We start from the raw sequence: 26,673 nt of genomic DNA, 5'->3' as shown, positions 1-26,673 counted from the left end.
TGGAGTTTCAGCCGCCACCGTGGCGGCTGAAACTCCACAAACCGCGCCTTACCGAGACGCGAAGATCGTCCGGTGCCACTCCTTGTCGGCCACCCCGGTGATATCGCTCATCACATGCTTGATGGTCAGGTATTCCTCGAAGCTGTACTGGCTCATGTCTTTACCGAACCCGGACGCCCCGACACCGCCGTGCGGCATCTCGGAGATGATCGGGATGTGGTCGTTGATCCACACACAACCGGCGTTGATCTCCCGCGAGGCGCGCTGCGCCCGGTACACGTCACGCGTCCAGGCCGAGGCTGCCAGACCGTAGGCGGTGTCGTTGGCCTGACGCAGCGCGTCGTCGTCATCGGTGAACGCCCGCACGGTGAGGACCGGGCCGAAGATCTCGTCGCGGTACACCTCGCAAGCCTCCGACACATCGGCGATGAGCGTCGGCCGGTAGAACGCACCGGGCAGGTCCGGAATGACACCGCCGGTGACGATGCGCCCGCCCTGATCGGGGGCACGGGAGACCATCGCGGCCACCTTCTCGCGGTGTGCGTAGGTGATCAGCGGACCCAGATCGGTGTCCTTGTCGTGCGGATCGCCGACGACGATCTTGCTCATCACCTCGCCGACACCGGCCACGAAATCGTCGTAGAGGTCACGCGCGACGATGGCCCTGGTCGCCGCTGTGCAGTCCTGTCCGCTGTTGATCAGCGCACCGGCCACCGCGCCCTGGATGGCCGCGTCGAGGTCCGCGTCGTCGAACACCACGAACGGCGCCTTGCCGCCGAGTTCGAGCTGCGTGCGATGACCATGCAACGCGGCGGCGGCCATCACCTTGCGCCCCACCGGGGTCGACCCGGTGAAGGTCACCACATCCACATCGGGGTGCCCGGCCAGCGCGGTCCCGACATCGGCACCCGCACCGGTGACGACGTTGAGTATCCCGGCGGGCAAGCCCGCTTCGGTGGCGATGCGGGCCAGCGTCAGCGTCGTCAGCGGGGTGATCTCGGCGGGTTTGATGACCACCGCGCAGCCCGCGGCGAGCGCCGGAATGACCTTCCAGACCGCCATCTGCAGCGGGTAGTTCCACGGCGTGATCGTCGCGACGACGCCGACGGCCTCCCGCCGGATGGTCGAGGTGTGGTCGGCCGAATACTCGGCACTGGCCTTGCCCTCCAGGTGGCGTGCGGCACCCGCGAAGAAGGCGATGTTGTCGATACTGCCGGGGACGTCGAACTCGGTGGCCAGCCGCACGGGCTTACCGCATTGGGCGACCTCTTCGGCGATGAACGTGTCGGCGGCGGCATCCATCAGCTCGGCCAGTTTGGCCAGCACACCGGCCCGCTCGACCGGCGGTGCGGCGGCCCAGGCGGGTTGGGCGGCGCGCGCGGCAGCCACCGCGGCGTCCACATCGGCGGGGGTGGCCAGGGCATATGTGGTGACCACCGCCCCGGTGGCGGGGTTGATGACGTCGAAGCTCGGCCCCGTCGTGGTTATTGCTGCACCATTGATCCAACTGCCGGCGATGGCAGGTTTTTGAGCACTCACGAGCGCCAAGGCTACGCATTCCGGCGATCAATGGCATGGCCAACACCTGATTTCATACAAATGGTTGCTTGTAACGACGGATTCCGTGCACAATCAAGGCATGTCGCACCCGGACTCTCCGCCCGGCCCCTCCGCCGTGTCATTGCGAATCAACCATTCGCGCCCGGGGGCCGCCTTCCAGCTCGACGAACTGTCCAAGGCCATCATCGAGAAGCTGCAGCAGGACGGCCGACGTTCCTACGCCGGCATCGGTAAGGCGGTGGGACTGTCGGAAGCCGCGGTGCGCCAGCGCGTGCAGCGCATGGTGGACGCCGGCGTCATGCAGATCGTCGCGGTCACCGACCCGATGCAACTGGGCTTCGCACGCCAGGCCATGATCGGCATCCGCTGCACCGGCGACACGACCAAGGTCGCCGAGAAGCTGGCCCAACTGGAATCCGTCGACTACGTGGTGCTGACCGCCGGCACCTTCGACGCCATCGTCGAGGTGGTCTGCGAGGACGACGGCGACCTGCTCGACCTCCTCAACACCAAGATCCGCGCCGTCCCGGGAGTGATATCCACCGAAACGTTGGTTTACTTGAAACTCGTTAAGCAGCAATACAACTGGGGCACTAGATGACTATCACCGAAACAACGACGAAGACCACCGGCGATCTGGCCGCCAAGGCCCAGCGCCACCTGTGGGGGCACTTCGCGCGCCACGGCGCCGATATCACCCCGCCGATCATCACCCGCGGCGAAGGCACCCGCATCTTCGACGACAAGGGCAACAGCTATATCGACGGCCTGTCCGGGCTGTTCGTCGTCCAGGTCGGCCACGGCCGTGAGGAACTGGCTGCGGCCGCGGCCAAGCAGGCCCAGCAGCTGGCGTTCTTCCCGCTGTGGTCCTATGCGACGCCGACGGCCATCGAGCTGGCCGAACGGGTGGCCAATTACGCCCCGGGCGATCTGAACCGGGTGTTCTTCACCACCGGCGGTGGCGAGGCAGTCGAGTCCGCCTGGAAGCTGGCCAAGCAGTTCTTCAAGCTCACCGGCAAACCCGGTAAGCACAAGGTGGTTTCGCGGTCCATCGCTTACCACGGCACTCCTCAGGGCGCGCTCGCGATCACCGGCATCCCCGCCTTCAAGGCCCCATTCGAGCCGCTGACCCCGGGTGGCTTCCGCGCGCCGAACACCAACTTCTACCGCGCGCCCGAGCCGTTCGCGCACGACGAGAAGGCCTTCGGCCGGTACTGCGCCGACCGCATCGCCGAGGCCATCGAGTTCGAGGGCCCCGACACCGTCGCCGCGGTCTTCCTGGAACCGGTGCAGAACGCCGGCGGGTGCTTCCCGCCGCCGCCGGGATACTTCGAGCGCGTCCGCGAGATCTGCGGCGAATACGACGTGCTGCTGGTCTCCGACGAGGTCATCTGCGCCTACGGCCGGATCGGCTCGATGTTCGCCTGTGACGACTTCGGCTATGTGCCCGACATCATCACCAGCGCCAAGGGTTTGACGTCCGGCTACTCACCGCTGGGCGCGATGATCGCCAGCGACCGGCTGTTCGAGCCTTTCGACGACGGTAAGACGGTCTTCGGCCACGGCTACACCTTCGGCGGACATCCAGTCTCGGCGGCCGTCGCCCTGGCCAACCTCGACATCTTCGAGCGCGAAGGCATCAACGACCACGTCAAGCAGAATGCGCCGGCATTCAAGGCGACCCTGGAGAAGCTCTACGATCTGCCGATCGTCGGCGATGTGCGTGGCGAAGGTTTCTTCTACGGCATCGAACTGGTCAAAGACAAGGCCACCAAGGAGACCTTCGACGACGACGAGTCCGAGCGGCTGCTGCGCGGATTCCTGACTCCGGCGCTGTGGGAGGCGGGGCTGTACTGCCGCGCCGACGACCGTGGCGACCCAGTGGTGCAGCTGGCACCGCCGCTGATCAGCGGGCAGGCCGAATTCGACGCGATCTACGACATCCTGCACAACGTGCTGTCCGAGGCCGCGCGCCGACTCTGACCCCCCATCGACGGTGCACCCGGATCGAGAAATCGCCATCTCGCTCGATCCGGATGCACCGTCGTCGGCGTTAAATCACATTAATCACATAAGTCACATCAGCCACAGCGTGGCGAGCCGAAAATCGGTCCGCGGTCTCCTAATCTGCAGTCATCATGGCTTCCTTCGCGACGTTGCGCCGAGTTACTTGCGCGGTCACCGCGGCACTGATGCTGGCGGGTCCCGCGCTGGTCAGCGCGCCGCTGGCGGGTGCGGAACCGGCGCCGGACCCCTGCCCGTACCGCACCACGACACCGCCGGCGGTCGACGCCTCGGAGGTCCCCAAGCCGGGTGACCCAACCCCGGGCGCGCTGCCCGTTCCCGCGACGCCGTTGGGCGGCGAGGCTCTCGGCGGTTGCGGCATCGTGACCGCCGCAGGTACCGGCCCGGTGCCCGAGGATGTCTCCGCCGAGGCATGGTTGGTTGCCGATCTGGACACCGGTGAGGTCATCGCCGCCAAGGATCCGCACGGCAGGCATCGTCCGGCCAGCATCATCAAGGTGCTCGTCGCGATGCAGTCCATCCAGGAACTGCCCATCAACCGCATCGTGAACGGCACCGAGGGCGACGAGCACGCCGAGGGCAGCCGCGTCGGGGTCAAGAACGGCGAGCGGTACACGATCAACGACCTGCTGCACGGGCTGCTGATGGTGTCCGGCAACGACGCCGCACACGCGCTGGCGATGCAGCTCGGCGGGATGGACACCGCGCTGCAGAAGGTCAACACGCTGGCGCGCAAGCTCGGGGCGCGGGACACCCGCGCGGCCACCCCGTCTGGGCTGGACGGCCCGGGGATGAGCACCTCGGCCTACGACATCGGATTGTTCTACCGCTACGCGTGGCAGAACGACACCTTCTCCAAAATCGTTGGCACCGAGAAATACCCATGGCCCGCCTACGAGCTGGAGAACGACAACAAGCTGTTGTACAACTACCCGGGCGCACTCGGCGGCAAGACCGGATACACCGACGACGCCGGCCAGACGTTCGTGGGCGCAGCCGAACGTGACGGCCGCCGGCTGGTGGCCGTGATGCTCAAGGGCACTCGGGTACCCATCGCACCGTGGGAGCAGGCCGCCCGCCTGCTCGACTACGGGTTCGCCACCCCGCCGGGCACCAAGGTCGGCACCCTCATCGAGGCCGACCCCTCATTGGCCGTCGCGAAAACCGAAGAGGCACCCGACCCCACCGCGGTCGCCGCCACTGCGCTGCCGCCCGCCGATACCGTGCCGGTGCGCGTCGGCGTCGGGCTGGTCGGCGCCATCATCGTGTTCGCCCTGATGATGGTGGCCCGGTCGATGAACCGCCAGCGCGCCTGAGCCCGCACGTCAACCCAACGGCCCGCGCAGCAGTTCCTCGGCGCCCGCGGACAGCGTTGCCACCAGCTCGCCCGCGTCGACCGACTGTCGAACCTGGCCCACACCCTGACCGGCGTTGACCGGGGACCCGCGCAGCACCCGCTCCGGAATGCCGGCGGGCCAACGGTATCCGGCCGCGATGTCGTGCGCGGAGGTCAGCTCGGTGTCCTGCCCGCCCAGCAGTTCAGCGCGGGCAGCCTCCGATGTCAGCGCCTGCGGGCAGGCCGCGAACAACGTGCCGATCCACGCCGCCGCAGCGCCCGCGGCCAGCACCGCGGCCACCCCGCGCGCGGAGCCGATCCCGCCGGCCGCCAACACCGGAACCTCCACCGCGTCAAGCACTCCCGTCAGCAGTGGCAGGGTGCCCAGCAACGGTTCACCGTGACCGCCGCCCTCGGCGCCACGCGCCACCAGCACGTCGACACCGGCATCCTGGGCGCGTCGGGCCGCCTCGACCGAGGCCACCTGCGTCGCGGTCGTCACCCCGGCATCGTGTGCGCGTTGCACCCAACCGAAGTCGGTCCCGAAGCTGACGCTCAACAGCGCGGGCTGCGCCGCCAGCGCGATATCGAGCAGCTCGGGACGTTCGGCCATCACCCAGTGCACCAATCCGACACCGAATCGTCCCTGCGCCAAACCGATCTCGCGGCGCAGGACCTCCGCCGTCGCGGCGCTTCCCATCCCGAGCATGCCCAGTCCGCCCGCGGCGGTCACCGCCGATGCCAGCCGACCACCGGCCGCACCGCCCATCGGGGCATTGACGATCGGGGCGCGCATGCCCATCGCGGCGGACCAAGGGGTGACCAGTGACACCGGTGCGACGCTACCGGAGTTTGCTACCGTCGATGGCGTCACCGTGTGACACCGGACGAGAGGCACCGTACCCGGCCAGCGACAAGACGGCAGCCAAGGGAGGTGTGCCATGGCCTGGCTGGTGTTGGTGGTGTCAGGGGTGCTGGAAGCCGTCTGGGCGACCGCGCTCGGCAAGTCCGAGGGCTTCAGCAGACCATGGCCCACAGCGGTGTTCGGGGTTGCGCTGGTCCTCTCGATGGCCGGTCTGGCCTACGCGATGCGCACCCTGCCGATCGGGACCAGTTATGCAATCTGGGTGGGCATCGGCGCGGCCCTGACGGTCGGATACGCGATGCTGACCGGCACCGAGGGCGCCTCCCCGGTCAAGGTGGCGCTGATCGTCGGGATCATCGGCTGCGTGGTCGGGCTAAAGCTGATCGGTCACTGATGATCGGTCACTGACGATTACGCCGGAGCAACCTGGCCAGTCCCAGACCGCCCAGGGCCCCCGCAGCGAAACCGGCTGCGGCGCCGGGCAGTCCGACGCCTTCGCGGATCTGCACACGCGGTCGGATCGTCACCGGGCCGGGCGGCTCGACCGGGGCGGCGGCCAGATTGTCCGCGGCCGTGGCCGCCCAGGCGGTCGAGAACAGGATGAGCCTGGCGGTGATGTAGGCGAACACCATCAAGCCCAGCACCGGCCCGAAGGTGGCTCCGGCGGGCCCGGTCAGTACCGACTTCAGGTAGACCGAGGCGACCTGCTTGAAGATCTCGAATGCCACAGCGGCCAGCAGACCCGCCCGCAGCGAACTGCGGAAACTGACCGACTCACGCGGCAGTCGGGCGATGATCCAGGTGAACAGCATCCACGAGATGAGCAGCGAGGCGACCCAGGACGCCACCTGCAGTCCGACGCCCAACCCCGGCACACCGCTGAGCCCCAACCAACCGAGCACCGTGGTCATCGGGGACTCCTTGCTCAGCGCGGTCAACCCGATCGTCAGCGTCAGTGCAACGAACGCCGACAGCAGGGCTCCCAGATCCGACAGCTTCGTCGCCACGAAACCGGCAGTCTCGTGCCGCTGCTCCCACATCTGACTGAGCGCCTCCCGCAGGTTGTTCATCCAGCCCAGCCCCGCCCAGGCCGCGGTGGCCAAACCGATGACGCCGACCGTGCCGCGGGAATTGATGGCGGAGTCCATCAGCTCGACAAGCTGTGCGCCCAGGTCCCCCGAGACCGCAGACCGGATCTTGGCTTCCACCTCGAGCATGAGATCGGGCTGGTTGGCCAGCACGAAGCCGCCGATCGAGAAGCCGACCATCAGCAGCGGGAACAGCGCGAAGATGGTGAAGTAGGTGATACCGGCGGCGTAGAAATCGCCCTTGCAGTCGTTGTAGCGCTCCTGAGCGAGCATCACCCGGTCCAACCATGCGAATCGGCTCCGCATGCGGTCCATGAAGCCGGGACCGTCCTGCCCAGACTGTGCTGTCGCTACCGCGTCGCGGCCGGCCATGTGCTACCCCTCAGTGCGTCGGCGCCAGGAAACCCAGCCGGTCATATACCCGCTCGACGGTGGCTGAAGCCACCGCAGCGGCCCGCTCGGCACCCCTGGCGAGTACCGCCTGCAGTTCGGCGGGATCGGCGACCAGCTCGTCGACGCGCGCCTTGATCGGCGTGACGAACTCGACCACCGCGTCGGCGGTCTCGGTTTTCAGATCGCCGTACCCGCGGCCCTCATACCCCGCGACCAGGGTGTCGATATCGGTACCGGTGACGGCGGACTGGATGGTCAGCAGATTGGACACACCGGGCTTGGCGTCGCGGTCGAAGCGGATCTCCCGCTCGCTGTCGGTGACCGCCGAGCGGATCTTCTTGGCGGTCTTCTTCGGATCGTCGAGGAGGCTGATCAGGCCCGCGTCGGTGGTCGCGGACTTGCTCATCTTCGCCGTCGGGTCCTGCAGGTCGAAGATCTTGGCGGTGGCCTTCGGGATGGTCGCCTCGGGGACGACGAAGGTGCCCGGGAAGCGGGCATTGATGCGCTCGGCGAGATCGCGGGCGAGCTCGAGGTGCTGGCGCTGGTCCTCGCCGACGGGGACCAGGTCGGTGTCGTAGAGCAGGATGTCGGCGGCCATCAACACCGGGTAGGTGAACAGCCCGACGGTGGTCGCCTCGGCCCCCTGCTTCTGGGACTTGTCCTTGAACTGCGTCATCCGCGAGGCCTGCCCGTAGCCGGTGAAACAACCCAGCACCCAGGCCAGCTGGGTGTGGGCGGGCACGTGGCTCTGCACGAAGATCGTCGCCTGCTCCGGGTCGACGCCGAGCGCCAGGTATTGCGCGGCGGTGACGAGGGTCCGCTTGCGCAGCACCTCGGGATCCTGGGCGATGGTGATGGCGTGCAGGTCGACGACGCAGAAGTAGGCGTCATGGTCGCGCTGCATGCTCACCCACTGGTTGACCGCACCGAGCGCGTTACCGAGGTGTAGGGAATCCGAGGTGGGCTGTGCGCCGGAGAACACGACTTGGCGACCGACGCTGCTGGAGTCACTCATGATCACTCGATTTTCTCATGCGAACATTCTTCAGCGCACCCGCTATCGTTTACGCATCTGTCAATTAATCGGAGGCGCAGTGTACCGTTTGCCAGTACTGTCGCTGATCTTTATCGTCGGCGTGGTGACCAGTTTCCAAAACGCCTACGCCGCACCAGAATCCGGCTCGCGTGCGGTGGTGATCGTGTCGGGCGGAAATGCCACCAGTCCGTTCACCACGCCCACACAGGCCTGCGCGTCGGGATTGGCGGCGGGCAACACCGACACCGCCCTACGCGGCCACCTGCTCGAACACGGCCACACCGTCTACACCTCGCCGGCGATGGCCGGCCGCGGCCCGGTGCGCGACACCGACGGTTTCGGGGCCTTCGGCGACTGCCCGATCACGCTGCCGGAGCACATGACCGTCAACTCGACCGGCAGCATCGATACCGCCGGTGAGCACCTGGCCCGCTTCTTCGAGTACCTGCACATCAGCTACGGCGTGGACGAGATCGACATCGTCGGGCACTCGATGGGCGGGCTGTACTCACGGGCAGCGATCCGGGTTCTGCAGAGCCTGGACTCCCCGATCAGGATCCGGTCGCTCACCACCATCGGCACCCCGTGGCAGGGCTCGTATCTGTCCGACTATGCCAACGGCATCATCGACAAGGCGGATTGCCTCGGCGACGCGTTCTGCGCGACGGCGATGGACGAAATGAGGTCCGAGGTCCAGCGGCTGATGGCCGGCTCGGGACGCGAGGTCAACCAGGCCTACCTGATGGGTCCGGGCGGCTGGAACGAGTTCCAGGCCGGCGTGCTCGACGGCATCCCGGTCACCCTGATCGGCGGCAACCGCTTCAGAGCGCCGGCGGGCTCGGCGGCGCCGAACCCGGCCGTATGGCCCAATGACGGCCTCGTCGCGCTCTCCAGCGCGCTGGCCACCGATATCAGCGACCGGGTGCTGCCGCACCGCCGCTGCCTCAGCTTCGACGACACCCACAGCATCTTCGTCTCCGACCAGGCCGGACTTGCCTGGGAGACCGGAATGACCTGGGACCCGCGGGTGCTGGAGGCGGTCCGTGCCGCCATCGAGGGCGCTGACGGCGCACCGCAGGCCCCGACCGGCGAGCCCTGCCCGATCAGCTGAATTCGACGGTCACCGGCGCGTGGTCGGACCAGCGCAGCGCGTACAGCTCGGCGCGTTCGACCCGGGCTGAGACCGCACGCGCGGCCAGCGCCGGGCTGGCCAGGTGGTAGTCGATGCGCCAGCCTGCGTCGTTGTCGAACGCCTTGCCGCGCCACGACCACCAGCTGTACGGCCCGGGCACGTCGGGGTGCAGCGCACGCACCACGTCGACCCAGCCGGTGGCCAACAGGTCGGTGAGCCATTGCCGTTCGCTCGGCAGGAAGCCGGACTTCTTGACGTTGTTCTTCCAGGCCTTGATGTCGTTCTCGGTGTGGGCGATGTTCCAGTCCCCGCACAGCACGGCGTCGTTTCCGCCGCGCACCGCCCGATCGAGCAGCACGGCCATCCGCTCCTGGGTGGCGGCCATGAACCGCTCCTTCTCCAACTGGCGGTCGGTCTCCGCCTCACCGGTCGGCAGGTAGACGCTGGCCACCGTGACCCCTGCGGTGTCGACCTCGATATAGCGACCGTGGGCAGCGAACTCCTCGGCGCCGGCGCCGATGCGAACCGCGTCGAACGGCGTACGGGAGAGCACCGCGACACCGTTGCGGCCCTTCACATGTGGCTCGGCCGAGGCAAGGTGCCAACCGTCGGCGAGCGCCGGGGCCAACGCATCGGCCAGCTGCGCGTCGTCGGCGCGGGTCTCCTGCAGGCAGATGACGTCGGCTTCGGTCTCCTTCAACCAGGGCAGCATGCCGAGGTTGGTCTCGGAGCGCTGCTTGACCGCGGCACGAATGCCGTTGGCGTTCACGGTGGTGACGATCACGGACGACGACCCTAGTGGAGCGCACCGACACCGCGTTGATTCCCCTGGTCACCGCCGCCGGACCTTGCGGTACCTGCGGTACCGCCATACTGTCGAGCGCTATGACCCAGCGCGCACCCATCCACCTCGGATCGGGTGAACCAGTCCTGATGCTGCATCCGTTCCTGTGCTCACAGAACGTCTGGTCCACCGTCGCCGGTCAGCTCGCCGGCACGGGCCGATTCGAGGTCCTGGCACCGACCATGGTCGGCCACCACGGCGGCGCCCGCTCCGGCACCTGGTTCCTGGACACCGCGGCGCTGGTCGACGACATCGAGCATCGGATGGACCAGATCGGCTGGGAGACAGCGCATATCGTCGGTAACTCGCTCGGGGGCTGGGTCGCCTTCGAGCTGGAGCGCCGCGGCCGGGCACGCACGCTGACCGCCATCGCCCCGGCCGGCGGCTGGCGCCAGCACTCCCCCACCAAGTACGAGACCGTGCTGAAGTTCCTGCTCGGTGGCCCGGCCCTGATCGCGGCGCGACTGATCGGCCCGCGCATCCTCGACGCGCCCTTCGGGACCCGGATCGCCACCCTGCCGGTCAGCGGACCGGCCGACGGCCCGAGCCGGGCCGATCTGGAGGCCCTGGTGCAGGATGCGACCCACTGCACCGCCTATGTCCAGTTGCTGATCAAGACGCTGCGGCTGCCGGGACTGCTGGAATTGGCCCAGGTCGGTGTACCGACACATCTGGTGCTATGTGACAAGGACCGGGTGTTTCCCAGCCCGCGCGGGACGAAGTACTTCATCGAGAATCTGCCCACCGATGCCAAGGTGACCCGGTTGCCCGGCGTCGGGCACATCCCGATGCTCGAGGCGCCCGGACAGGTCAGCGGGCTGATCGCCGATTTCGTCGACCAGCACACCGAACCGACGCGTGCGGCGCCGCCGGCGGGCTAGGCGCGACGCCCGCACGGGTCGAGCAAAGCGACCTGAGACGTAGTACTGCCGGTAGTACCACTACGCGAGCAGTACCACCGGCAGTACCAATACTGGCGGCCCGATCTCAGCTGCGGGCCGACTCCAGCACCGAGTTGAAGGTCTTGGAGGGACGCATCACCGCGGCGGTCTTCTCCGGATCCGGGTAGTAGTACCCGCCGATGTCGACGTGGCCGCCCTGCACCTCGTTGAGCTCCTTGACGATGGCGCCCTCGTTCTCGGCCAGCGACTTGGCCAGCGGCGCGAAGTGCTCGGCCAGCTCCTTGTCCTCGGTCTGCTCGGCCAGTGCCTGCGCCCAGTACAGCGACAGATAGAACTGGCTGCCGCGGTTGTCCAGCTCGCCGGTCTTGCGTGAGGGAGACTTGTTCTCGTCCAACAGCTTTCCGACGGCGCTGTCCAGCGTGTCGGCCAGCACCTTGGCCTTCGCATTGTCGGTCTTGTTGCCCAGATCATCCAGACTCGCGCCGATGGCAAGGAACTCGCCGAGCGAATCCCAGCGCAGGTGGTTCTCCTCGATCAGTTGGCTGACATGCTTGGGCGCCGACCCACCGGCACCGGTCTCATACAGCCCACCACCGGCCATCAGGGGTACCACCGAGAGCATCTTGGCGCTGGTGCCCAGCTCCAGGATCGGGAACAGGTCGGTGAGGTAGTCGCGCAGGATATTGCCGGTGGCCGAGATGGTGTCCTGCCCACGGATCAGCCGCTCGAGCGTGTACCGCATGGCCCACACCTGCGGCAGGATGGTGATCTCCAGGCCCTCGGTGTCATGCTCGCCCAGGTAGGTCTTGACCTTCTTGCGCAGCTCGTTTTCGTGCGGGCGCTCGTCGTCGAGCCAGAACACCACCGGCATTCCGGACAGCCGGGCCCGGGTGACGGCCAGCTTGACCCAGTCCCGGATCGGGGCGTCCTTGACGATGGGCATCCGCCAGATGTCGCCCTCCTCGACCGCCTGGCTCAGCAACACCTCGCCCGAGTCGTTGTCGACGATCCGCGCGTAGCCGGGTTCGGGGATTTCGAAGGTCTTGTCGTGGCTGCCGTACTCCTCGGCCTTCTGCGCCATCAGGCCGACGTTGGGGACGGTGCCCATCGTGGTCGGGTCGAACTGGCCGTGCGTCTTACAGAAGTTGATGACCTCTTGGTACATCCGGGAGAAGGTCGACTCCGGATTCACGGCCTTGGTGTCCTTGGTACGCCCGTCGGCGCCGTACATCTTGCCGCCGAGCCTGATCATCGCCGGCATTGAGGCGTCGACGATGACGTCGGAGGGCGAGTGGAAGTTCGAGATGCCCTTGGCCGAGTCGACCATGGCCAGCTCCGGCCGGTGCTCGTGGCACTTGTGCAGGTCTTCGATGATCTCTTCCCGCTGGCTGGCCGGCAGCGTTTCGATCTTGTCGTAGAGATCGGACAGCCCGTTGTTGACGTTGACGCCCAGCTCGTCGAAGAGCTTGCCGTGCTTGGCGAAGGCGTCCTTGTAGAACACCTTCACCGCATGGCCGAACACGATGGGGTGGCTGACCTTCATCATGGTGGCCTTGACGTGCAGCGAGAACATCACGCCGGTCTTGTAGGCGTCCTCGATCTGCTCCTCGTAGAACGCGATGAGGGCCTTCTTGGACATGTACATCGAGTCGATGACGTCGCCCTCGTCGAGCTTGACCTCGGGCTTGAGCACTACGGTCGGGCCGGCGGCGGTGACCAACTCCATGCGTACGTTGCGGGCCTTGTCCAGCGTCATCGACTTCTCACCGTGGTAGAAGTCGCCGGTCTTCATGGTCGCGACGTGGGTGCGCGACGCCTGCGACCACTCACCCATGCTGTGCGGGTGCTTGCGGGCATACTCCTTGACCGCATTGGGTGCACGGCGATCCGAGTTGCCCTCGCGCAGCACCGGGTTCACCGCGCTGCCCAGGATCTTGCCGTAGCGCTGGCGGATCTCTTTTTCCTCGTCGGTCTTCGGGTCACCCGGGAAGTCCGGCAGGTCGTAACCCTTGCTCTTGAGTTCCTTGATGGCGGCCAGCAGCTGCGGCACCGAGGCGCTGATGTTGGGCAGCTTGATGATGTTGGCGCTCGGGTCCTGGGTCAGCTCGCCGAGCGCGGCCAGGTTGTCGGGCACCTTCTGCTCATCGCTGAGGTAGTCGCTGAACTCGGCGAGGATGCGCGCGGCCACGGAGATATCGCTGGTCGTCACGTCGATGCCGGCCGCACCCGCGAAGGTCTGGATCACCGGAAGGAAGGCGTAGGTCGCCAGCAACGGCGCCTCGTCGGTCAACGTGTAGATGATGGTCGGCTGCTCGGCGCTCATGTGTACTCCCGGCGTCACTGTCGGACAGGTGTAGCGAAAGTCGGCGCTGCCGTATGTGATTCAGCAGCGTCGCAGTCGCACGGCGGACCGCCCGCGGCCGCATGTTCGACGGTCGGGGACTGTCCTCACCGGCAACACTACAAGGGCCGATGAATCCACGATGGGTCAGCTTTCACTACTGGTCAGTAGGTTTGTCCTGACAGCGACGGCGGAACCAGGTGGCACGGCATCGACGCGGTGAGCTAGTCTTTGTTTCGGTCATGAGTGCCAGCACTAAGCCCCGGCTTGCTGGCCGGCAACCCTCCAACCGCGGTGGGGTGCTCCGGGTGAAGACCAGGTTGAGTAGTCGCACGTCTTTTTCGAAGACAGGCGACCACACGGCAAGCGCGGGTCCGTATCGACGGACCCCCAGACACAGATGGAGGTTCGTTCTTCATGAGCACGCCAGAACAAGACTGGTCCTTCGAGACCAAGCAGATCCACGCCGGTCAGACGCCCGACACGGCGACCAACGCCCGGGCCCTGCCGATCTACCAGACCACCTCGTACACGTTCCGTGACACCGCGCATGCCGCGGCGCTGTTCGGTCTGGCCGAACCCGGCAACATCTACACCCGCATCATGAATCCGACGACCGATGTCGTCGAGCAGCGCCTGGCCGCCCTCGAAGGTGGTGTCGCGGCGCTGTTCCTGTCCTCAGGTCAGGCCGCCGAGACGTTCGCGATCCTCAACCTGGCCCAGGCCGGCGATCACATCGTGTCCAGCCCACGGCTCTACGGCGGCACCTACAACCTGCTGCACTACACGCTGCCCAAGCTGGGTATCGAGACGACCTTCGTGGACAACCCCGACGATCCGGAGTCCTGGCGCGCGGCCATCCGGCCGAACACCAAGGCGTTCTTCGCCGAGACGATCTCCAACCCGCAGATCGACGTGCTCGACATCCCGTCCGTCGCCGAGGTCGCCCACGCCGACGGCATCCCGCTGATCGTCGACAACACCATCGCCACGCCGTATCTGATCCAGCCGATCGCGCACGGAGCCGATATCGTCGTGCACTCGGCGACCAAGTACCTCGGCGGTCACGGCTCGGCCATCGCCGGTGTCATCGTCGACAGCGGGAAGTTCGACTGGACCCAGGGTCGCCATCCCGGGTTCACCACCCCGGATCCGAGCTATCACGGCGTGGTGTTCGCCGAACTCGGCCCGCCCGCCTACGCACTCAAGGCGCGCGTCCAGCTGCTGCGTGACCTCGGGTCTGCGGTCGCCCCGTTCAACGCGTTCCTCATCGCCCAGGGTCTGGAAACGCTGAGCCTGCGCATCGAGCGACACGTGGCCAATGCGCAGCGCGTCGCCGAATACCTGGAGGGCCGCGACGAGGTCATCTCGGTGAACTACGCCGGACTGAAGAGCTCACCCTGGTACGAGGTGGGACGCAAGCTCGCGCCCAAGGGCACCGGCGCGGTGTTGGCATTCGAACTGGCCGGCGGCATCGCTGCCGGTGAGGCGTTCGTCAACGCATTGACGTTGCACAGCCACGTCGCGAACATCGGTGACGTGCGGTCGCTGGTGATCCATCCCGCCTCCACCACCCACCAGCAGCTCAGCCCCGAGGAGCAGCTCAGCACCGGCGTGACGCCCGGTCTGGTGCGGCTGGCCGTCGGCATCGAGGGAATCGACGACATCCTGGCCGATCTCGACCGCGGATTCGCGGCCGCCCGCGCCTTCGCGGGTTCCGAGCAGAGCGTCGCATCGGTGTGAGGCGATATGACCATCTTCGACATACAGAGCGACGCGGTGTCGACGCTGCCCACTGAGGGTGAGATCGGCGTCGTCGAGATCGGCGACCTGACCCTGGAGAGCGGCGTCGTCCTGCCCGCCGTCTCGATCGCGGTGCAGCGCTGGGGCGAGCTGTCCGCAGCCGGCGACAACGTGGTCGTGGTGTTGCACGCGCTGACCGGCGACTCGCACATCACCGGCCCGGTGGGCCCCGACCACCCGACACCGGGATGGTGGGACGGTGTTGCCGGTCCCGGTGCCGCCATCGACACCACCCGCTGGTGCGCCATCGCCACCAACGCACTGGGCGGCTGCCGCGGCTCGACCGGCCCAAGTTCACTTGCGCCCGACGGAAAGCCGTGGGGCTCAAGATTTCCGGCGATCACCATCCGTGATCAGGTCAATGCCGACCTGGCCGCGCTTGCCGCGCTGGGCATCACCAGGGTCGCCGCGGTGATCGGTGGTTCGATGGGTGGAGCGCGCGCGCTGGAGTGGATCGTGGGCCATCCCGACACCGTGCGTGCCGGACTGGTCCTCGCGGTCGGGGCCCGGGCCACGGCCGACCAGATCGGCACCCAGAGCACCCAGGTCGCCGCCATCAAGGCCGACCCGGACTGGCAGGGCGGCGACTATCACGGCACCGGTCGCAGCCCGTCCGCCGGCCTGGAGATCGCGCGTCGTGTCGCACACCTGACCTATCGCGGTGAAGCCGAACTGGATTCGCGGTTCGCCAACGACGTCCAGGGTGACGAGGACCCGACCACCGGCGGGCGCTACGCCGTGCAGAGCTATCTGGAACACCAGGGCGGCAAGCTGGTGTCGCGGTTCGACGCAGGCACCTACGTGGCCCTCACCGATGCGTTGAGCAGTCATGACGTCGGGCGTGGACGCGGCGGGGTGGCGGCCGCGCTGGCTGGCTGCCCGGTTCCGGTGTTGGTGGCCGGCATCACCTCCGACCGGCTCTATCCGTTGCGCCAGCAGCAGGAGCTGGCCGAGCTGCTGCCCGGCTGCCCCGGCCTCTCGGTGGTCGACTCCATCTACGGTCACGACGGCTTCCTGGTCGAGACCGACGCGGTCGCACCGCTGATCCGACAGACGCTGGAGATGGCACAGCGGTGAGCAAGCAGGTTCCGCGCTCATTGTCATTCGGCGAGGAGGCCGCGGCCTACGAGCGCGGCCGCCCGTCCTATCCCCCGGAAGCCATCGACTGGCTGTTGCCCCACGGCGCGCGCACCGTCCTCGACCTCGGCGCCGGAACGGGCAAACTGACCGTTCGGCTGGTCGAGCGCGGCCTCGATGTCGTTGCGGTGGACCCGATCCCGGAGATGCTGGACGTACTGTCGTCGTCGCTGCCCGGCACGCCCGCCCTGCTGGGGACCGCCGAGGACATCCCGCTGCCCGATGACAGTGTGGACTGTGTGCTGGTCGCGCAGGCCTGGCACTGGTTCGATCCGCAGCGCGCCGCCGACGAGATCGCCAGGGTGTTGCGCCCGGGCGGCCGGCTGGGATTGGTGTGGAACACCCGCGACGAGAGGATGGGCTGGGTCAAGGATCTGGGCGCGATCATCGGCCACGAACACGACCCGCTCAACGACCGGGTGACGCTCACCGAGCCGTTCGGGCCGATCGAGCGCACGCAGGTCGAGTGGACCAGTTACCTGACCCCGCAGGCGCTCATCGACCTGGTGGCCTCGCGCAGCTACTGCATCACTTCCCCCGCCGAAGTACGTACCCGCACCCTGGACCGGGTGCGCGAACTGTTGGCCACCCATCCGGCCCTGGCCAACAGCAGCGGGTTGGCGCTGCCGTATGTCACCGTGGGAATCCGGGCCGATCTGACCTAGCTGGTGCCCAACGGGTCGATGGTCCAGGCGATATAGAGCATCACCGCGCTGACCGAGGCGGTCGTCGCGAAATCGATTGCGCGCGTTCGCACCACGAGCAGTCCGGCCCGGTCGTCGGAGAGCGCCAGCCGCAGCGCAGCGGCCACCCCGACCGCGATGCCCATCACCAGGGCGCCGCGGCGCCAGTACCCGGCGATCACCAGCACGAACGAGGCAGCGAAGATCAGCGCGACCAGCAGGATCGGCCACTGGCCGGCCAGCACCTTGCGGGCGAACTCCTGGGCGGTCAACGGATCTGACTGTTCTTCGCGCAGGCGCTCATCACCGCTCCGCGCGCTCCACGACATTGGTCAGCAGGAAGGCCCTGGTCAGCGGACCCACCCCGCCCGGGTTCGGCGATACGTATCCGGCGACGTCCCAGACATCGGGGGCCACATCACCGGTCAGCTTGCCCTCGACCCGGCTCACGCCGACGTCGACGACGGCCGCACCGGGTTTCACCATGTCGGCGGTCACCATGTACGGCACGCCGACCGCGGCGACGATGATGTCGGCCTGCCGGGTCAACTCGGCGAGGTCACGAGTTCCGGTGTGGCACAGGGTGACCGTCGCGTTCTCCGAACGGCGGGTGAGCAGCAGGCCCAGTGGCCTTCCGACCGTGACACCGCGACCGATCACCACGACGTGCGCACCGGCGATCGGAACATCGAAGCGCCGCAGCAGGTGCACGATGCCACGCGGGGTGCACGGCAGCGGAGCCTCTTTCCCGAGCACCAGCCGACCCAGGTTGGTCGGGTGCAGACCGTCGGCATCTTTGTCCGGGTCGATGCGCTCCAGGGCCGCGTTCTCGTCCAGGTGCTTGGGCAGCGGGAGCTGGACGATGTATCCGGTGCACTCGGGGTTGGCGTTGAGCTCGTCGATGACGGCGTCCAACTCGGCCTGGCTGATATCGGCGGGCAGATCGCGACGGATGGAGTTGATCCCGACCTTGGCGCAGTCGGCGTGCTTGCCCCGCACATAGGCCTGCGACCCCGGGTCGTCGCCGACCAGGATGGTGCCCAGTCCGGGGGTCCGGCCCGCGGCCGTCAGCTTCGCGACCCGCTCCTTGAGATCGTCGAGGATCTCGTCGCGAGTCGCCTTACCGTCCAATGTCGTGGCTGCCACGCCTGTCATTGTGTCAGCCGGCGTGGCAGGCTACGACGATGAACACCCAGCCGAAAGTGTTCACCGACGTATTCGGTGCGGCCAAGCTCGGGCCGGTGACGTTGCGCAACCGCATCATCAAGGCCGCCACCTTCGAGGCGGCGAGCCCGAATGCGCTGGTCACCGATGATCTGATCAGGTATCACCAGTTGCCTGCCGCCGGCGGCGTGGGTATGACGACGGTCGCCTATTGCGCGGTGGCTCCGGGCGGGCGCACCGACGGCTGGCAGATCTGGATGCGGCCCGAGGCCGTCCCGGGCCTGCGCAGGCTCACCGACGCGGTGCATGCCGAGGGTGCGGCGATCAGCGCACAGATCGGCCACGCCGGCCCGGTGGCCAACGCGCGGACCAACAAGGCGCCCGCGCTGGCACCCATCCGGTTCTTCAACCCGTTGTCGATGCGATTCGCCCGCAAGGCCACCAAGGACGACATCCGCGACGTCATCGCGGCGCACGCCGACGCCGCCCGGCTGGCCATCGATGCCGGCTTCGACGCCGTCGAGGTACATCTCGGGCACAACTACCTGGCCAGCTCGTTTCTGTCGCCGCTGCTCAACCGGCGCACCGACGAGTTCGGGGGCTCATTGCAGAACCGCGCGAAGGTGTCCAGGGGCGTGGTGCGAGCCGTGCGCGACGCCGTCGACGATCACGGTGCCGCCAAGATCGCCGTCACCGCCAAGTTGACCATGACCGACGGGGTGCGCGGCGGTATCCCGCTCGACGAGGCGTTGCAGACCGCGAAGTGGCTGGAAGAAGACGGTGGGCTGGACGCCATCGAGCTGACCGCGGGCAGCTCCCTGGTCAACCCCATGTACCTGTTCCACGGTGATGCCCCGCTCAAGGAATTCGCGGGCGCCTTCAGGCCGCCGATCAGCTGGGGCATGCGGATGACCGGCAAGAAGTTCCTGCGCGAGTACCCCTACCGCGAGGCGTACTTGTTAAGGCATGCCCGGGCCTTCCGCGCCGAGCTGAGCATGCCGCTGATCCTGCTCGGCGGTATCACCAACCGCGACACGATGGACAAGGCGATGGCCGAGGGTTTCGACTTCGTCGCGATGGGTCGGGCGCTGCTCGCCGAGCCGGATCTGGTCAACCGCATCAAGGCCGATTCCTCGGTCCGCTCGGCGTGCACGCACTGCAACCGCTGCATGCCCACGATCTACAGCCACACCCACTGCGTGGTCACCGGGGCGCCGGACACCCTCACGGTCTGAGGCCGTTCGCCCGGAGCGACGGTATGGTCGCGCCCGAACCGGCGGTAGCGACCATATCGTTGCTCTCGGCAAGCCGAACGGTGACCTCGGAGCGGGAATTGCGTTGGCGTACCGGATACAGTTGGTCCCGATGAGCCGCCCCGGAACGCCCGCGCTGACCGTTCGATACGAAGGATCGACTCGGACCTTCTCAGCAGGCAATGACGTCGTCGTCGGTCGCGACCTGCGCGCCGACGTACGTATCGCCCACCCGTTGATTTCGCGCGCACACCTGGTGTTGCGCTTCGATCAGGGCCGCTGGATCGCCATCGACAACGGCAGCCTCAACGGCATGTACGTCAACGGTCAGCGGGTGCCCACGCTGGACATCACCGACGGCCAGCAGCTCAACATCGGCAATCCCGACGGCCCGCAACTGGCCTTCGAGGTCGGCCGCCACCAGGGCGCGGTGGGCAGCCCGCCCCCAACGCAGGCCGTCCCGACACCGACCGGTCCGCGCCCCAGCGCGTCCTGGCCGACGCAGGCACCGATGCAGCCGCCCCCGCCGCCCCAGGCACCACCGGCCTGGCCGACCGGGGCCACCCCGTCCCAGCAGCAGCCGCGTTATCCGTCCGGTCCGCAGCACTATCAGCCAACCGGCCAGCAGCCCTATCAGGGCGCGCCGCCGCAACAGAGCTATCCGCCGCCACCGCAGCCGACCGTGTCGCGCTCGCAGCCGACCTACATCCCACCCGCCGATCCGTCGCAGACGGCGATGGGACCGACCGCGGTGCCGCGCCCGTCGGAGAACAACCTCGCGACGAGCATGCTCAAGATCCTTCGCCCCGGAAAGGCACCGGAGGTGCCACCGGGCGGGATCAAGATCGGTCGCGCGACCGACAACGACATCGTCATCCCCGACGTCCTGGCCTCTCGCCACCACGCCACCCTGGTCTCCGGCCCCGGCGGCACCGAGATCCTCGACAACCGCAGCATCAACGGCACCTTCGTCAACGGTCAACGCGTCGACGACGCGCTGCTGCGCGAGGGCGACGTGGTCACCATCGGCAACGTCGACCTGGTGTTCACCGGCGGCACGCTGGTCCGCGGCTCGGAAACCCAGGCGGCCACCCGCACCGGCGGTCTGGAGGTCCGCGGGCTGACGTGGACCATCGAGGGCAACAAGACGCTGCTCAACAACATCTCGATCGACGCCAGGCCGGGCACGCTCACGGCCGTGATCGGACCGTCGGGTGCCGGCAAGTCGACCTTCGCCAAACAGGTGGCCGGGCTGACCCACCCGACGTCGGGCACGGTGTCCTTCGAGGGCCACGACATCCACGCCGAGTACGCCTCGCTGCGCTCCCGGATCGGCATGGTCCCCCAGGACGACGTGGTGCACGGCCAGCTGACCGTCAAGCAGGCGCTGATGTACGCAGCCGAGCTGCGCCTGCCGCCGGATACCACCAAGGAGGACCGCGAACGCGTGGTCCTGCAGGTCCTCGAGGAACTCGAGATGACCAAACACCTGGAAACCCGGGTGGACAAACTCTCCGGCGGCCAGCGCAAGCGCGCCTCGGTGGCCCTCGAGCTGCTGACCGGGCCCTCGTTGCTGATCCTCGACGAGCCCACCTCGGGTCTGGATCCGGCGCTGGATCGCCAGGTCATGACGATGCTGCGCCAGCTCGCCGACGCGGGCCGCGTGGTGCTGGTGGTGACGCACTCGCTGACCTATCTCGACGTCTGCGATCAGGTGTTGCTACTGGCGCCGGGCGGCAAGACCGCGTTCTACGGCCCCCCCAGCCAGATCGGTCCCGAGCTGGGCACGACCAACTGGGCCGATATCTTCTCCTCGGTCGCCGGTGACCCGGACACCTCGCACCAGAACTACCTGGCCCGCAGCGGCCCGCTGCCGCACGCCGAGGCCTCCAAACAGCCCGCCGACCTGGGCAAGCCGGCGAAAACGAGTGTGCGCAGGCAGTTCTCGACCATTGCCCGGCGCCAGATGCGGCTCATCATCTCCGACCGCGGCTACTTCGCGTTCCTGGCGGTGCTGCCGTTCATCATGGGTGTGCTGTCACTGTCGGTGCCCGGCACCGTCGGCTTCGGGGTGCCCAACCCCATGGGCGACGCCCCCAACGAGCCCGGTCAGATCCTGGTGCTGCTCAACGTCGGCGCCATCTTCATGGGTACCGCGTTGACCGTGCGTGACCTGATCGGCGAGCGGCCCATCTTCCGCCGCGAGCAGGCGGTCGGGTTGTCGACAACGGCGTATCTGATGGCCAAGGTCTGCATCTACGCGGTGTTCGCCATCATCCAGTCCTCGATCGTCACGGCGATCGCGGTGCTGGGCAAGGGCGGCCCGACACAGGGCTCGTTGTCGTTCCTGCCCCCGACGGCCGAGCTGTTCCTGGTGATGGCGGCGACGACCGTGACCGCGGCCATGGTCGGTCTGGCGCTCTCGGCGCTGGCCAAGTCCAACGAGCAGATCATGCCGCTGCTGGTGGTCGCCGTGATGAGCCAGCTGGTCTTCTCCGGCGGCATGATCCCGGTGACCGACCGTCTGGTGCTCGACCAGCTGTCCTGGTTCACCCCGGCGCGCTGGGGCTTCGCCGCGTCGGCCTCCACGGTGGACCTGATCCATCTGGTGCCCGGCCCACTGACGCCCAAGGATGCCCATTGGGAGCACACCTCGTCGGTCTGGTGGTTCGACATGGGCATGCTGGCGCTGTTGAGCGTGGCCTACCTGACCTTCGTGCGCTTCAAGATCCGGCTCAAGGCGGGCTAGGTCCTTGCGATTTGTGGAGTTTCAGCCGCCATCATGGCGGCTGAAACTCCACAAATCGCTGGGTTACTCGCCGTGCACGTCCAATCCGTGGGCGGCGGCGTAGGCCAACCCCTGCTCGATGTTCACCCGCGCGCCACGCAGCTTGGCCGTCGTCCAGAACGTCGGGTCGACCCGCGCTCCACGCAGGTCGGCCTCGTCGAACTTGGCGTCCTGCACCCGCGCACCGCTGAGGTCGGCGCGCTGTAATACGGCCTTGCGCAGGTCCGTGCCCACCAGGTTGGCCTCGCGTAACCGGCAGTCCGACAGGTCCAGCGTCCGCAGGTCACAGCCGCCGAGCACGCTCAACGACAGGTCGACCTCGACGAACTGCACCGGCCGCAGCCGGGTCTCGGTGAACACCGAACCGAGCAGGCTGCACTGCCGGAACGTGCTGTGCAGCAGCGCGGCCCGCCGGAAGGTGCAATTGCGGAATGCCGAACCCAGATGCTCGGACTCGGTCAGGTCGACACCGCTGAAATCGCACTCGTCGAAGACCACCCGCTCGGTGCGCAGCCGGGACAGGTCCTCGTCGCGGAAGTCGTGGTTGGTGAACTCGCGGTCCACCCACACCTGGTCGTCGGTCACGTCGGGACCGCCGCCAACGCGTACTCGGCCACCGTGATCAGGGCGGCCCGCACCGAGTTCCGGTCCCTGGCATCGACGGTGACGATCGGGATGTCCGCGCGCAGTGCCAGCGCCTGCCGCAGGGCCGCCTTCGGGTGCTGGGGCGCGCCGTCGAACTCGTTGACCGCGATGATGAACGGCAGCCCGCGCGCCTCGAAGAAGTCGATGGCGGCGAAGCTGTCCTGCAGTCGCCTGACGTCGACGAGGATCACCGCGCCGATGGCGCCGCGGATCAGGTCGTCCCACATGAACCAGAACCGACGCTGACCGGGCGTACCGAACAGGTAGAGCACCAGATCCTCGGCGAGGGTGATGCGGCCGAAGTCCATCGCGACCGTGGTGGTGGTCTTACCGGGGGTGGCCTCGAGTTCGTCGTAACCCGCCGACGCCGTGGTGACCAGCGCCTCGGTGCGCAGCGGCATGATCTCCGACACCGCGCCCACGAAGGTGGTCTTGCCCGACCCGAAACCCCCCGAGATGACGATCTTGGTCGATGTCGGCCGTTCAGAGCGCGCGTAGTCCACGCAGCGTCCTTCCGATCAGGTCACGACGCTCGTCGGCAGAGGATGTCTCCCCCAGCGTCGCGCGCACCCGAACATACCCTTCCCACGCCAGGTCGCCGATGAGCACACGCGCCACACCCAACGGCAACTCCAACCGCGCCGCGATCTCGGCGACCGACGGTCCCGCCCGCCCCTCGGTCAGTATGCGAGAACGCACGTCGGCCGCCGGCCAGCGCGACACGGGCCCCGGCTGCACCGTCTGGATAGGCGCTTCCAAGGGGAGGTCCAGCCGGGCGGTGGTGCGCCCACCGGTCAGGGTGTACGGCCGCACCAGGGCGGTGACATCGTCGCTCACGGTGTGCGGCGCTGACGGCGGGCCGCCTGCACGACGTTGCCGACGCGCTCGACGAGCATCGCCATCTCGTATCCGACCTGGCCGATATCGCAGGATCGCGTGGCCAGCGCCGCGATGTTCGATCCGTCGCCGGCGCGCATCACGAGCAGATAGCCGTGCTCCATCTCGACGATCGATTGCATGACGTGACCGCCCTGGAAGAGCTGCGCGGCGCCGCCGGCGAGGCTGGCCAGCCCGGAGGTGACCGCGGCCAGTTGGTCCGCGCGTTCGGTGGGCATGTGCTCGCTGGCGGCCATCAGCAGACCGTCGGCGGAGACCAGCACCGTGTGCGATACCCCGTCGACCTCGCGGGCGAACTTGGCCACCAGCCAGTCGAGGGACTCCCGGGTGGTCACCGATCTCCCCCGGCGTCCTGGGGACGGGACCGGGCTGCGTGCACGCCCGCGAAGTGACTGCTGAGGCTGGCCCGGATGGCCGCCGGATCCGGCAGCGGCGCGGTCACCGGGTCGGTGGGCTCGGCCGCCGCGGGTTCGGCCTCGCCCGCACCGGGTACCAGCCGCGCACCGGGTCGGCGGACCGGCAGGCCCTCGGCGGTGTGCTCGGTGGCCGGCGTGGTCTCTGCCGCTTGGGCCGCCGACCAACCGTTGTCCCACACCGATTTCCAGTCCAGATTGGTGTCGACGCCGAGGTCGGTGGGGTCGACCAGCCATTCCGAGAGCATCTTCTGGTAGATCGCGTCGTCGGAGCCCGCGTTCGTGGTCGCAGCCGCGAACGCAGGGTCGCGCCGGGGTAACACGGGTTCGGGCGACTCGACAACCGCCGGTGGTGCCACCGACACTTCGGTAGGCACCGGCTCGACATCGGCTATCCGAGGCCGGCCTGGTTCAGCGACGACCAGTCCCGCGGGAACGTAGATGCCCGCGGTGGTGCCCGAGTTCGGGTCCCCGCCAGCGGTGGGCCGCAATCGCACCACCAGTCCGTGCCGGGCGGCCAGCCGGGCGACGACGAACAACCCCATGTGCCGTGCGGTGTACGGGGTGACCTCGCCGTCGGACTGCAACCGGGTGTTGGTGACGCGCAGGTCCGGTTCTGCCATCCCGAGGCCGTCGTCGCCGATCTCGAGCACCAGCGCGCCGTCCTCGGTGCGCAACCCCGAGATGCGCACGGTCGTGGCAGGCGGCGAATACCGCAACCCGTTGTCCATCAACTCGGCGAGCACGTGCACCAGGTCTGCGGCCACGGCGCCGACAACGGCACAATCGGGAAGCGCGCCCGCCTGCAGGCGGGCGTAGTCCTCGACCTCGGAGGACGCGGCGTTGACCACGGCCGACAGCGGTGCCGGATCACTGTGACCACGAGCGGTGTCGGTGCCGGCCAGCACCAGGAGATTGGCGCCGTTGCGGCGCATCCGGGCGGCCAGGTGGTCGAGCCGGAACAGGCCCTCCAGGCGGTCGGGATCCTGTTCGTCGCGCTCCAGCTGGTCGATCAGCGTCAGCTGCTGGTCCACCAGCGATCGGCTGCGCCGGGACACCGTCTCGAACATATCGCTGACCTGCACCTGCAGCCGGGCCTGTTCGCCTGCGAGCTGCAGGGCCTGTGCGTGGAGTTCGTCGACCGCGTGGGCGAGCTGTCCGAGCTCCTCGGTGGTGTGCACCGGGATCGGGGCCAGCGGGCCCGGGTCACCGCCGGCGCGCACCTGGTCGAGTTCGCGAGCCAGATCCGTGTGGGCCACCTGCAACGCACTGTCTCGCAGCCTACGCAGCGGCCCGACCAGGGAACGCGCGACCAGTGCGACGATCAGCAGCGCCACCAGCAGCAGGACAGCCACGATGACGGCATCGCGGGTGGCGGTGGCGTCGGGTATCGCGCTGTCGGTGAAGCTCTTGTAGACGTGCAACCCGCCCAACGACGCGGCCAGCAACATCGGAACCGCGACGATGGCAACGATTTTCCCCGCAGCGGGCCAGTTGCTCAGCGACCAGCGCGCCGGGCGCTTCGCATGTGTCGTTGCGGCGCCGGCTATCTCGCCATGCGCGCTGGACGCGGGAAAGACGGTCATGTCGGTTGTGGCGCGTTCATGTGCTTCCTGCTGCTTATGCCCACGTCGGGGCCGGCGTCGTGTCACCCGGCAATTGGTCGAGTATGGCATTCGGGCACAGCCGATTCCAGGCTCTCAGACGCCGTGAGGACAGTTCGTGACCGTTACGATGCGCAACCTTTCCCTCCCGGCTCAGCCGCGGCGCAGGATCGCGACCAAGAACTCGGCGTTGTCGTCGAATGGGCGTACATCCCAGGTGGACAGCAACAGGTCCTGGGTCAGGCCGGCCGCGCGCGCGTCGTCGAGGAACCGGTCGAAGGGATAGTCGCGGCCCGCACCGAATCCGATGACCAGACGACCGTCGGTGCGCAGGTGGGCACGCAATCGCGCCAGGACCTGGCCGCGGGTGCTCGGTGCCAGGAAGGTCATCACATTGCCCGCCGAGACGATGATGTCGAACGGCTCGGCGACGCCGCGAGCGGGCAGGTCGAGTTCGGCTAGGTCGCCGACGAGCCAGCGTGCACCGGGGTGGTCGGCTTCGGCGGCGGCGATCAGTGCGGGGTCGACATCGACGCCGGTGACATCGTGTCCGGCTGCGGCCAGATAGCCGCCGACCCGGCCCGGGCCGCAGCCGGCATCGAGGATGCGGGCACCGCGCGCTGCCATGGCGTCGATGAAACGGGCCTCGCCGTCGAGGTCGTTCCCGGCCTGCGCCAGTGCGCGGAAGCGGTCGATGTACCACTGCGAGTGGCCGGGGTTGGCGGCGACCTTTTGCATCCAGAGGCTCTGCTCGACCATGCCGC

The 26,673-nt window shown here is 67.9% G+C and carries 24 protein-coding genes, 1 pseudogene and 2 riboswitches; of the genes and pseudogenes, 11 read left to right on the top strand and 14 right to left on the bottom strand.

Features of this window, described 5'->3' with window-relative positions; all coding sequences use genetic code 11:
- Positions 1-48: 48 nt before the first annotated feature.
- Positions 49-1,539 carry a gamma-aminobutyraldehyde dehydrogenase gene (locus G154_RS08035; RefSeq protein ID WP_019510114.1) on the bottom strand — a complete coding sequence of 497 codons (1,491 nt, stop codon included), beginning with the start codon at positions 1,537-1,539 and terminating at the stop codon, positions 49-51.
- A gap of 100 nt (positions 1,540-1,639) precedes the next feature.
- On the opposite strand from G154_RS08035, the gene G154_RS08030 reads away from it, so the two are divergent.
- The 3 genes from G154_RS08030 to G154_RS08020 all read left to right on the top strand — a co-directional run bounded on the left by G154_RS08030 (position 1,640) and on the right by G154_RS08020 (position 4,901).
- Positions 1,640-2,161 (top strand): Lrp/AsnC family transcriptional regulator, encoded by a 522-nt coding sequence (locus G154_RS08030; RefSeq protein WP_019510115.1) that lies wholly within the window; start codon positions 1,640-1,642, stop codon positions 2,159-2,161.
- Positions 2,158-3,543 carry an aspartate aminotransferase family protein gene (locus G154_RS08025; RefSeq protein ID WP_019510116.1) on the top strand — a complete coding sequence of 462 codons (1,386 nt, stop codon included), beginning with the start codon at positions 2,158-2,160 and terminating at the stop codon, positions 3,541-3,543. The genes G154_RS08030 and G154_RS08025 overlap by 4 nt, the downstream gene beginning before the upstream one ends.
- Positions 3,544-3,698: 155 nt before the next feature.
- On the top strand, positions 3,699-4,901 hold the full coding sequence (locus G154_RS08020; RefSeq protein ID WP_023985412.1) for a D-alanyl-D-alanine carboxypeptidase family protein: 1,203 nt from the start codon (positions 3,699-3,701) through the stop codon (positions 4,899-4,901).
- Positions 4,902-4,910: 9 nt separating this feature from the next.
- Here the strand turns inward: G154_RS08020 and G154_RS08015 are convergent, their stop codons facing one another.
- Complete coding sequence (locus tag G154_RS08015; RefSeq protein WP_081649953.1) at positions 4,911-5,723, bottom strand: nitronate monooxygenase; 813 nt, start codon at positions 5,721-5,723, stop codon at positions 4,911-4,913.
- 62 nt (positions 5,724-5,785) lie between these two features.
- Positions 5,786-5,847, top strand: a riboswitch (guanidine-III (ykkC-III) riboswitch).
- A 15-nt stretch (positions 5,848-5,862) separates the two neighbouring features.
- Between G154_RS08015 and G154_RS08010 the strand changes: the two genes are divergently transcribed.
- Complete coding sequence (locus tag G154_RS08010) at positions 5,863-6,180, top strand: multidrug efflux SMR transporter (RefSeq protein ID WP_019510119.1); 318 nt, start codon at positions 5,863-5,865, stop codon at positions 6,178-6,180.
- Between the two features lie 7 nt (positions 6,181-6,187).
- On the opposite strand, the gene yhjD is transcribed toward G154_RS08010, so the two are convergent.
- Positions 6,188-7,180 carry an inner membrane protein YhjD gene (gene yhjD / locus G154_RS08005; protein WP_234713040.1) on the bottom strand — a complete coding sequence of 331 codons (993 nt, stop codon included), beginning with the start codon at positions 7,178-7,180 and terminating at the stop codon, positions 6,188-6,190.
- Positions 7,181-7,256: 76 nt separating this feature from the next.
- Positions 7,257-8,282: a tryptophan--tRNA ligase gene (gene trpS / locus G154_RS08000; protein WP_031601369.1), complete on the bottom strand. Its 1,026-nt coding sequence runs from the start codon at positions 8,280-8,282 to the stop codon at positions 7,257-7,259.
- Between the two features lie 124 nt (positions 8,283-8,406).
- On the opposite strand from trpS, the gene G154_RS07995 reads away from it, so the two are divergent.
- Positions 8,407-9,414 carry a triacylglycerol lipase gene (locus tag G154_RS07995; protein WP_234713039.1) on the top strand — a complete coding sequence of 336 codons (1,008 nt, stop codon included), beginning with the start codon at positions 8,407-8,409 and terminating at the stop codon, positions 9,412-9,414.
- On the opposite strand, the gene G154_RS07990 is transcribed toward G154_RS07995, so the two are convergent.
- Positions 9,407-10,219, bottom strand: a complete 813-nt coding sequence (locus G154_RS07990; protein WP_019510123.1) for an exodeoxyribonuclease III — start codon at positions 10,217-10,219, stop codon at positions 9,407-9,409. The genes G154_RS07995 and G154_RS07990 overlap by 8 nt on opposite strands.
- Positions 10,220-10,320: 101 nt before the next feature.
- On the opposite strand from G154_RS07990, the gene G154_RS07985 reads away from it, so the two are divergent.
- Positions 10,321-11,160: an alpha/beta fold hydrolase gene (locus G154_RS07985; RefSeq protein ID WP_023985409.1), complete on the top strand. Its 840-nt coding sequence runs from the start codon at positions 10,321-10,323 to the stop codon at positions 11,158-11,160.
- Between the two features lie 106 nt (positions 11,161-11,266).
- On the opposite strand, the gene G154_RS07980 is transcribed toward G154_RS07985, so the two are convergent.
- Entirely contained in the window at positions 11,267-13,504 is a 2,238-nt protein-coding gene (locus tag G154_RS07980) for an NADP-dependent isocitrate dehydrogenase (RefSeq protein WP_019510125.1), read from the bottom strand.
- Between the two features lie 256 nt (positions 13,505-13,760).
- Positions 13,761-13,897: riboswitch (SAM riboswitch) on the top strand.
- A gap of 42 nt (positions 13,898-13,939) precedes the next feature.
- Here G154_RS07980 and G154_RS07975 point away from each other — a divergent pair.
- Genes G154_RS07975 through G154_RS07965 form a run of 3 tightly spaced genes read left to right on the top strand, consistent with a single transcriptional unit; the run spans position 13,940 to position 17,127 of the window.
- On the top strand, positions 13,940-15,265 hold the full coding sequence (locus G154_RS07975; protein ID WP_019510126.1) for a bifunctional o-acetylhomoserine/o-acetylserine sulfhydrylase: 1,326 nt from the start codon (positions 13,940-13,942) through the stop codon (positions 15,263-15,265).
- Positions 15,266-15,271: 6 nt separating this feature from the next.
- Positions 15,272-16,402 (top strand): homoserine O-acetyltransferase, encoded by a 1,131-nt coding sequence (locus tag G154_RS07970; protein ID WP_019510127.1) that lies wholly within the window; start codon positions 15,272-15,274, stop codon positions 16,400-16,402.
- The gene (locus G154_RS07965; RefSeq protein WP_019510128.1) at positions 16,399-17,127 is read left to right on the top strand and encodes a class I SAM-dependent methyltransferase; all 729 of its coding nucleotides are present in this window, start codon (positions 16,399-16,401) and stop codon (positions 17,125-17,127) included. The genes G154_RS07970 and G154_RS07965 overlap by 4 nt, the downstream gene beginning before the upstream one ends.
- Here the strand turns inward: G154_RS07965 and G154_RS07960 are convergent.
- Both G154_RS07960 and G154_RS07955 read right to left on the bottom strand, forming a co-directional pair.
- A complete protein-coding gene (locus G154_RS07960) occupies positions 17,124-17,417 on the bottom strand; it encodes a DUF3017 domain-containing protein (protein WP_023985408.1) in 294 nt (97 codons plus the stop codon). The genes G154_RS07965 and G154_RS07960 overlap by 4 nt on opposite strands.
- A gap of 31 nt (positions 17,418-17,448) precedes the next feature.
- A complete protein-coding gene (locus G154_RS07955; RefSeq protein WP_023985407.1) occupies positions 17,449-18,291 on the bottom strand; it encodes a bifunctional methylenetetrahydrofolate dehydrogenase/methenyltetrahydrofolate cyclohydrolase in 843 nt (280 codons plus the stop codon).
- A gap of 38 nt (positions 18,292-18,329) precedes the next feature.
- Between G154_RS07955 and G154_RS07950 the strand changes: the two genes are divergently transcribed.
- Both G154_RS07950 and G154_RS07945 read left to right on the top strand, forming a co-directional pair.
- Entirely contained in the window at positions 18,330-19,544 is a 1,215-nt protein-coding gene (locus G154_RS07950) for an NADH:flavin oxidoreductase (RefSeq protein ID WP_019510131.1), read from the top strand.
- A 130-nt stretch (positions 19,545-19,674) separates the two neighbouring features.
- Positions 19,675-22,311: an FHA domain-containing protein gene (locus tag G154_RS07945; RefSeq protein WP_019510132.1), complete on the top strand. Its 2,637-nt coding sequence runs from the start codon at positions 19,675-19,677 to the stop codon at positions 22,309-22,311.
- A gap of 63 nt (positions 22,312-22,374) precedes the next feature.
- Here G154_RS07945 and G154_RS07940 read toward each other — a convergent pair whose 3' ends face one another.
- The 6 genes and pseudogenes from G154_RS07940 to G154_RS07915 form a co-directional block, all read right to left on the bottom strand.
- Entirely contained in the window at positions 22,375-22,920 is a 546-nt protein-coding gene (locus tag G154_RS07940) for a pentapeptide repeat-containing protein (protein WP_234713058.1), read from the bottom strand.
- Between the two features lie 11 nt (positions 22,921-22,931).
- Positions 22,932-23,498, bottom strand: coding sequence for an ATP/GTP-binding protein (locus G154_RS07935; protein ID WP_019510134.1), 567 nt, complete (start codon positions 23,496-23,498; stop codon positions 22,932-22,934).
- Positions 23,479-23,832, bottom strand: coding sequence for a DUF742 domain-containing protein (locus tag G154_RS07930; RefSeq protein WP_019510135.1), 354 nt, complete (start codon positions 23,830-23,832; stop codon positions 23,479-23,481). The genes G154_RS07935 and G154_RS07930 overlap by 20 nt, the downstream gene beginning before the upstream one ends.
- A complete protein-coding gene (locus G154_RS07925; protein WP_019510136.1) occupies positions 23,829-24,227 on the bottom strand; it encodes a roadblock/LC7 domain-containing protein in 399 nt (132 codons plus the stop codon). The genes G154_RS07930 and G154_RS07925 overlap by 4 nt, the downstream gene beginning before the upstream one ends.
- Positions 24,224-25,681: pseudogene (locus G154_RS07920) on the bottom strand (ATP-binding protein); the annotation flags it as partial. The pseudogene G154_RS07920 and the gene G154_RS07925, both read right to left, overlap by 4 nt.
- A gap of 381 nt (positions 25,682-26,062) precedes the next feature.
- Positions 26,063-26,668 (bottom strand): bifunctional 2-polyprenyl-6-hydroxyphenol methylase/3-demethylubiquinol 3-O-methyltransferase UbiG, encoded by a 606-nt coding sequence (locus G154_RS07915; protein ID WP_019510138.1) that lies wholly within the window; start codon positions 26,666-26,668, stop codon positions 26,063-26,065.
- Between the last annotated feature and the right edge of the window lie 5 nt (positions 26,669-26,673).

Origin of the sequence: Mycobacterium sp. VKM Ac-1816D (assembly GCF_000416385.1) — a bacterium.
GTDB lineage: Bacteria > Actinomycetota > Actinomycetes > Mycobacteriales > Mycobacteriaceae > Mycobacterium > Mycobacterium neoaurum_A.
This window is presented reverse-complemented; position numbering and strand designations above follow the sequence as displayed.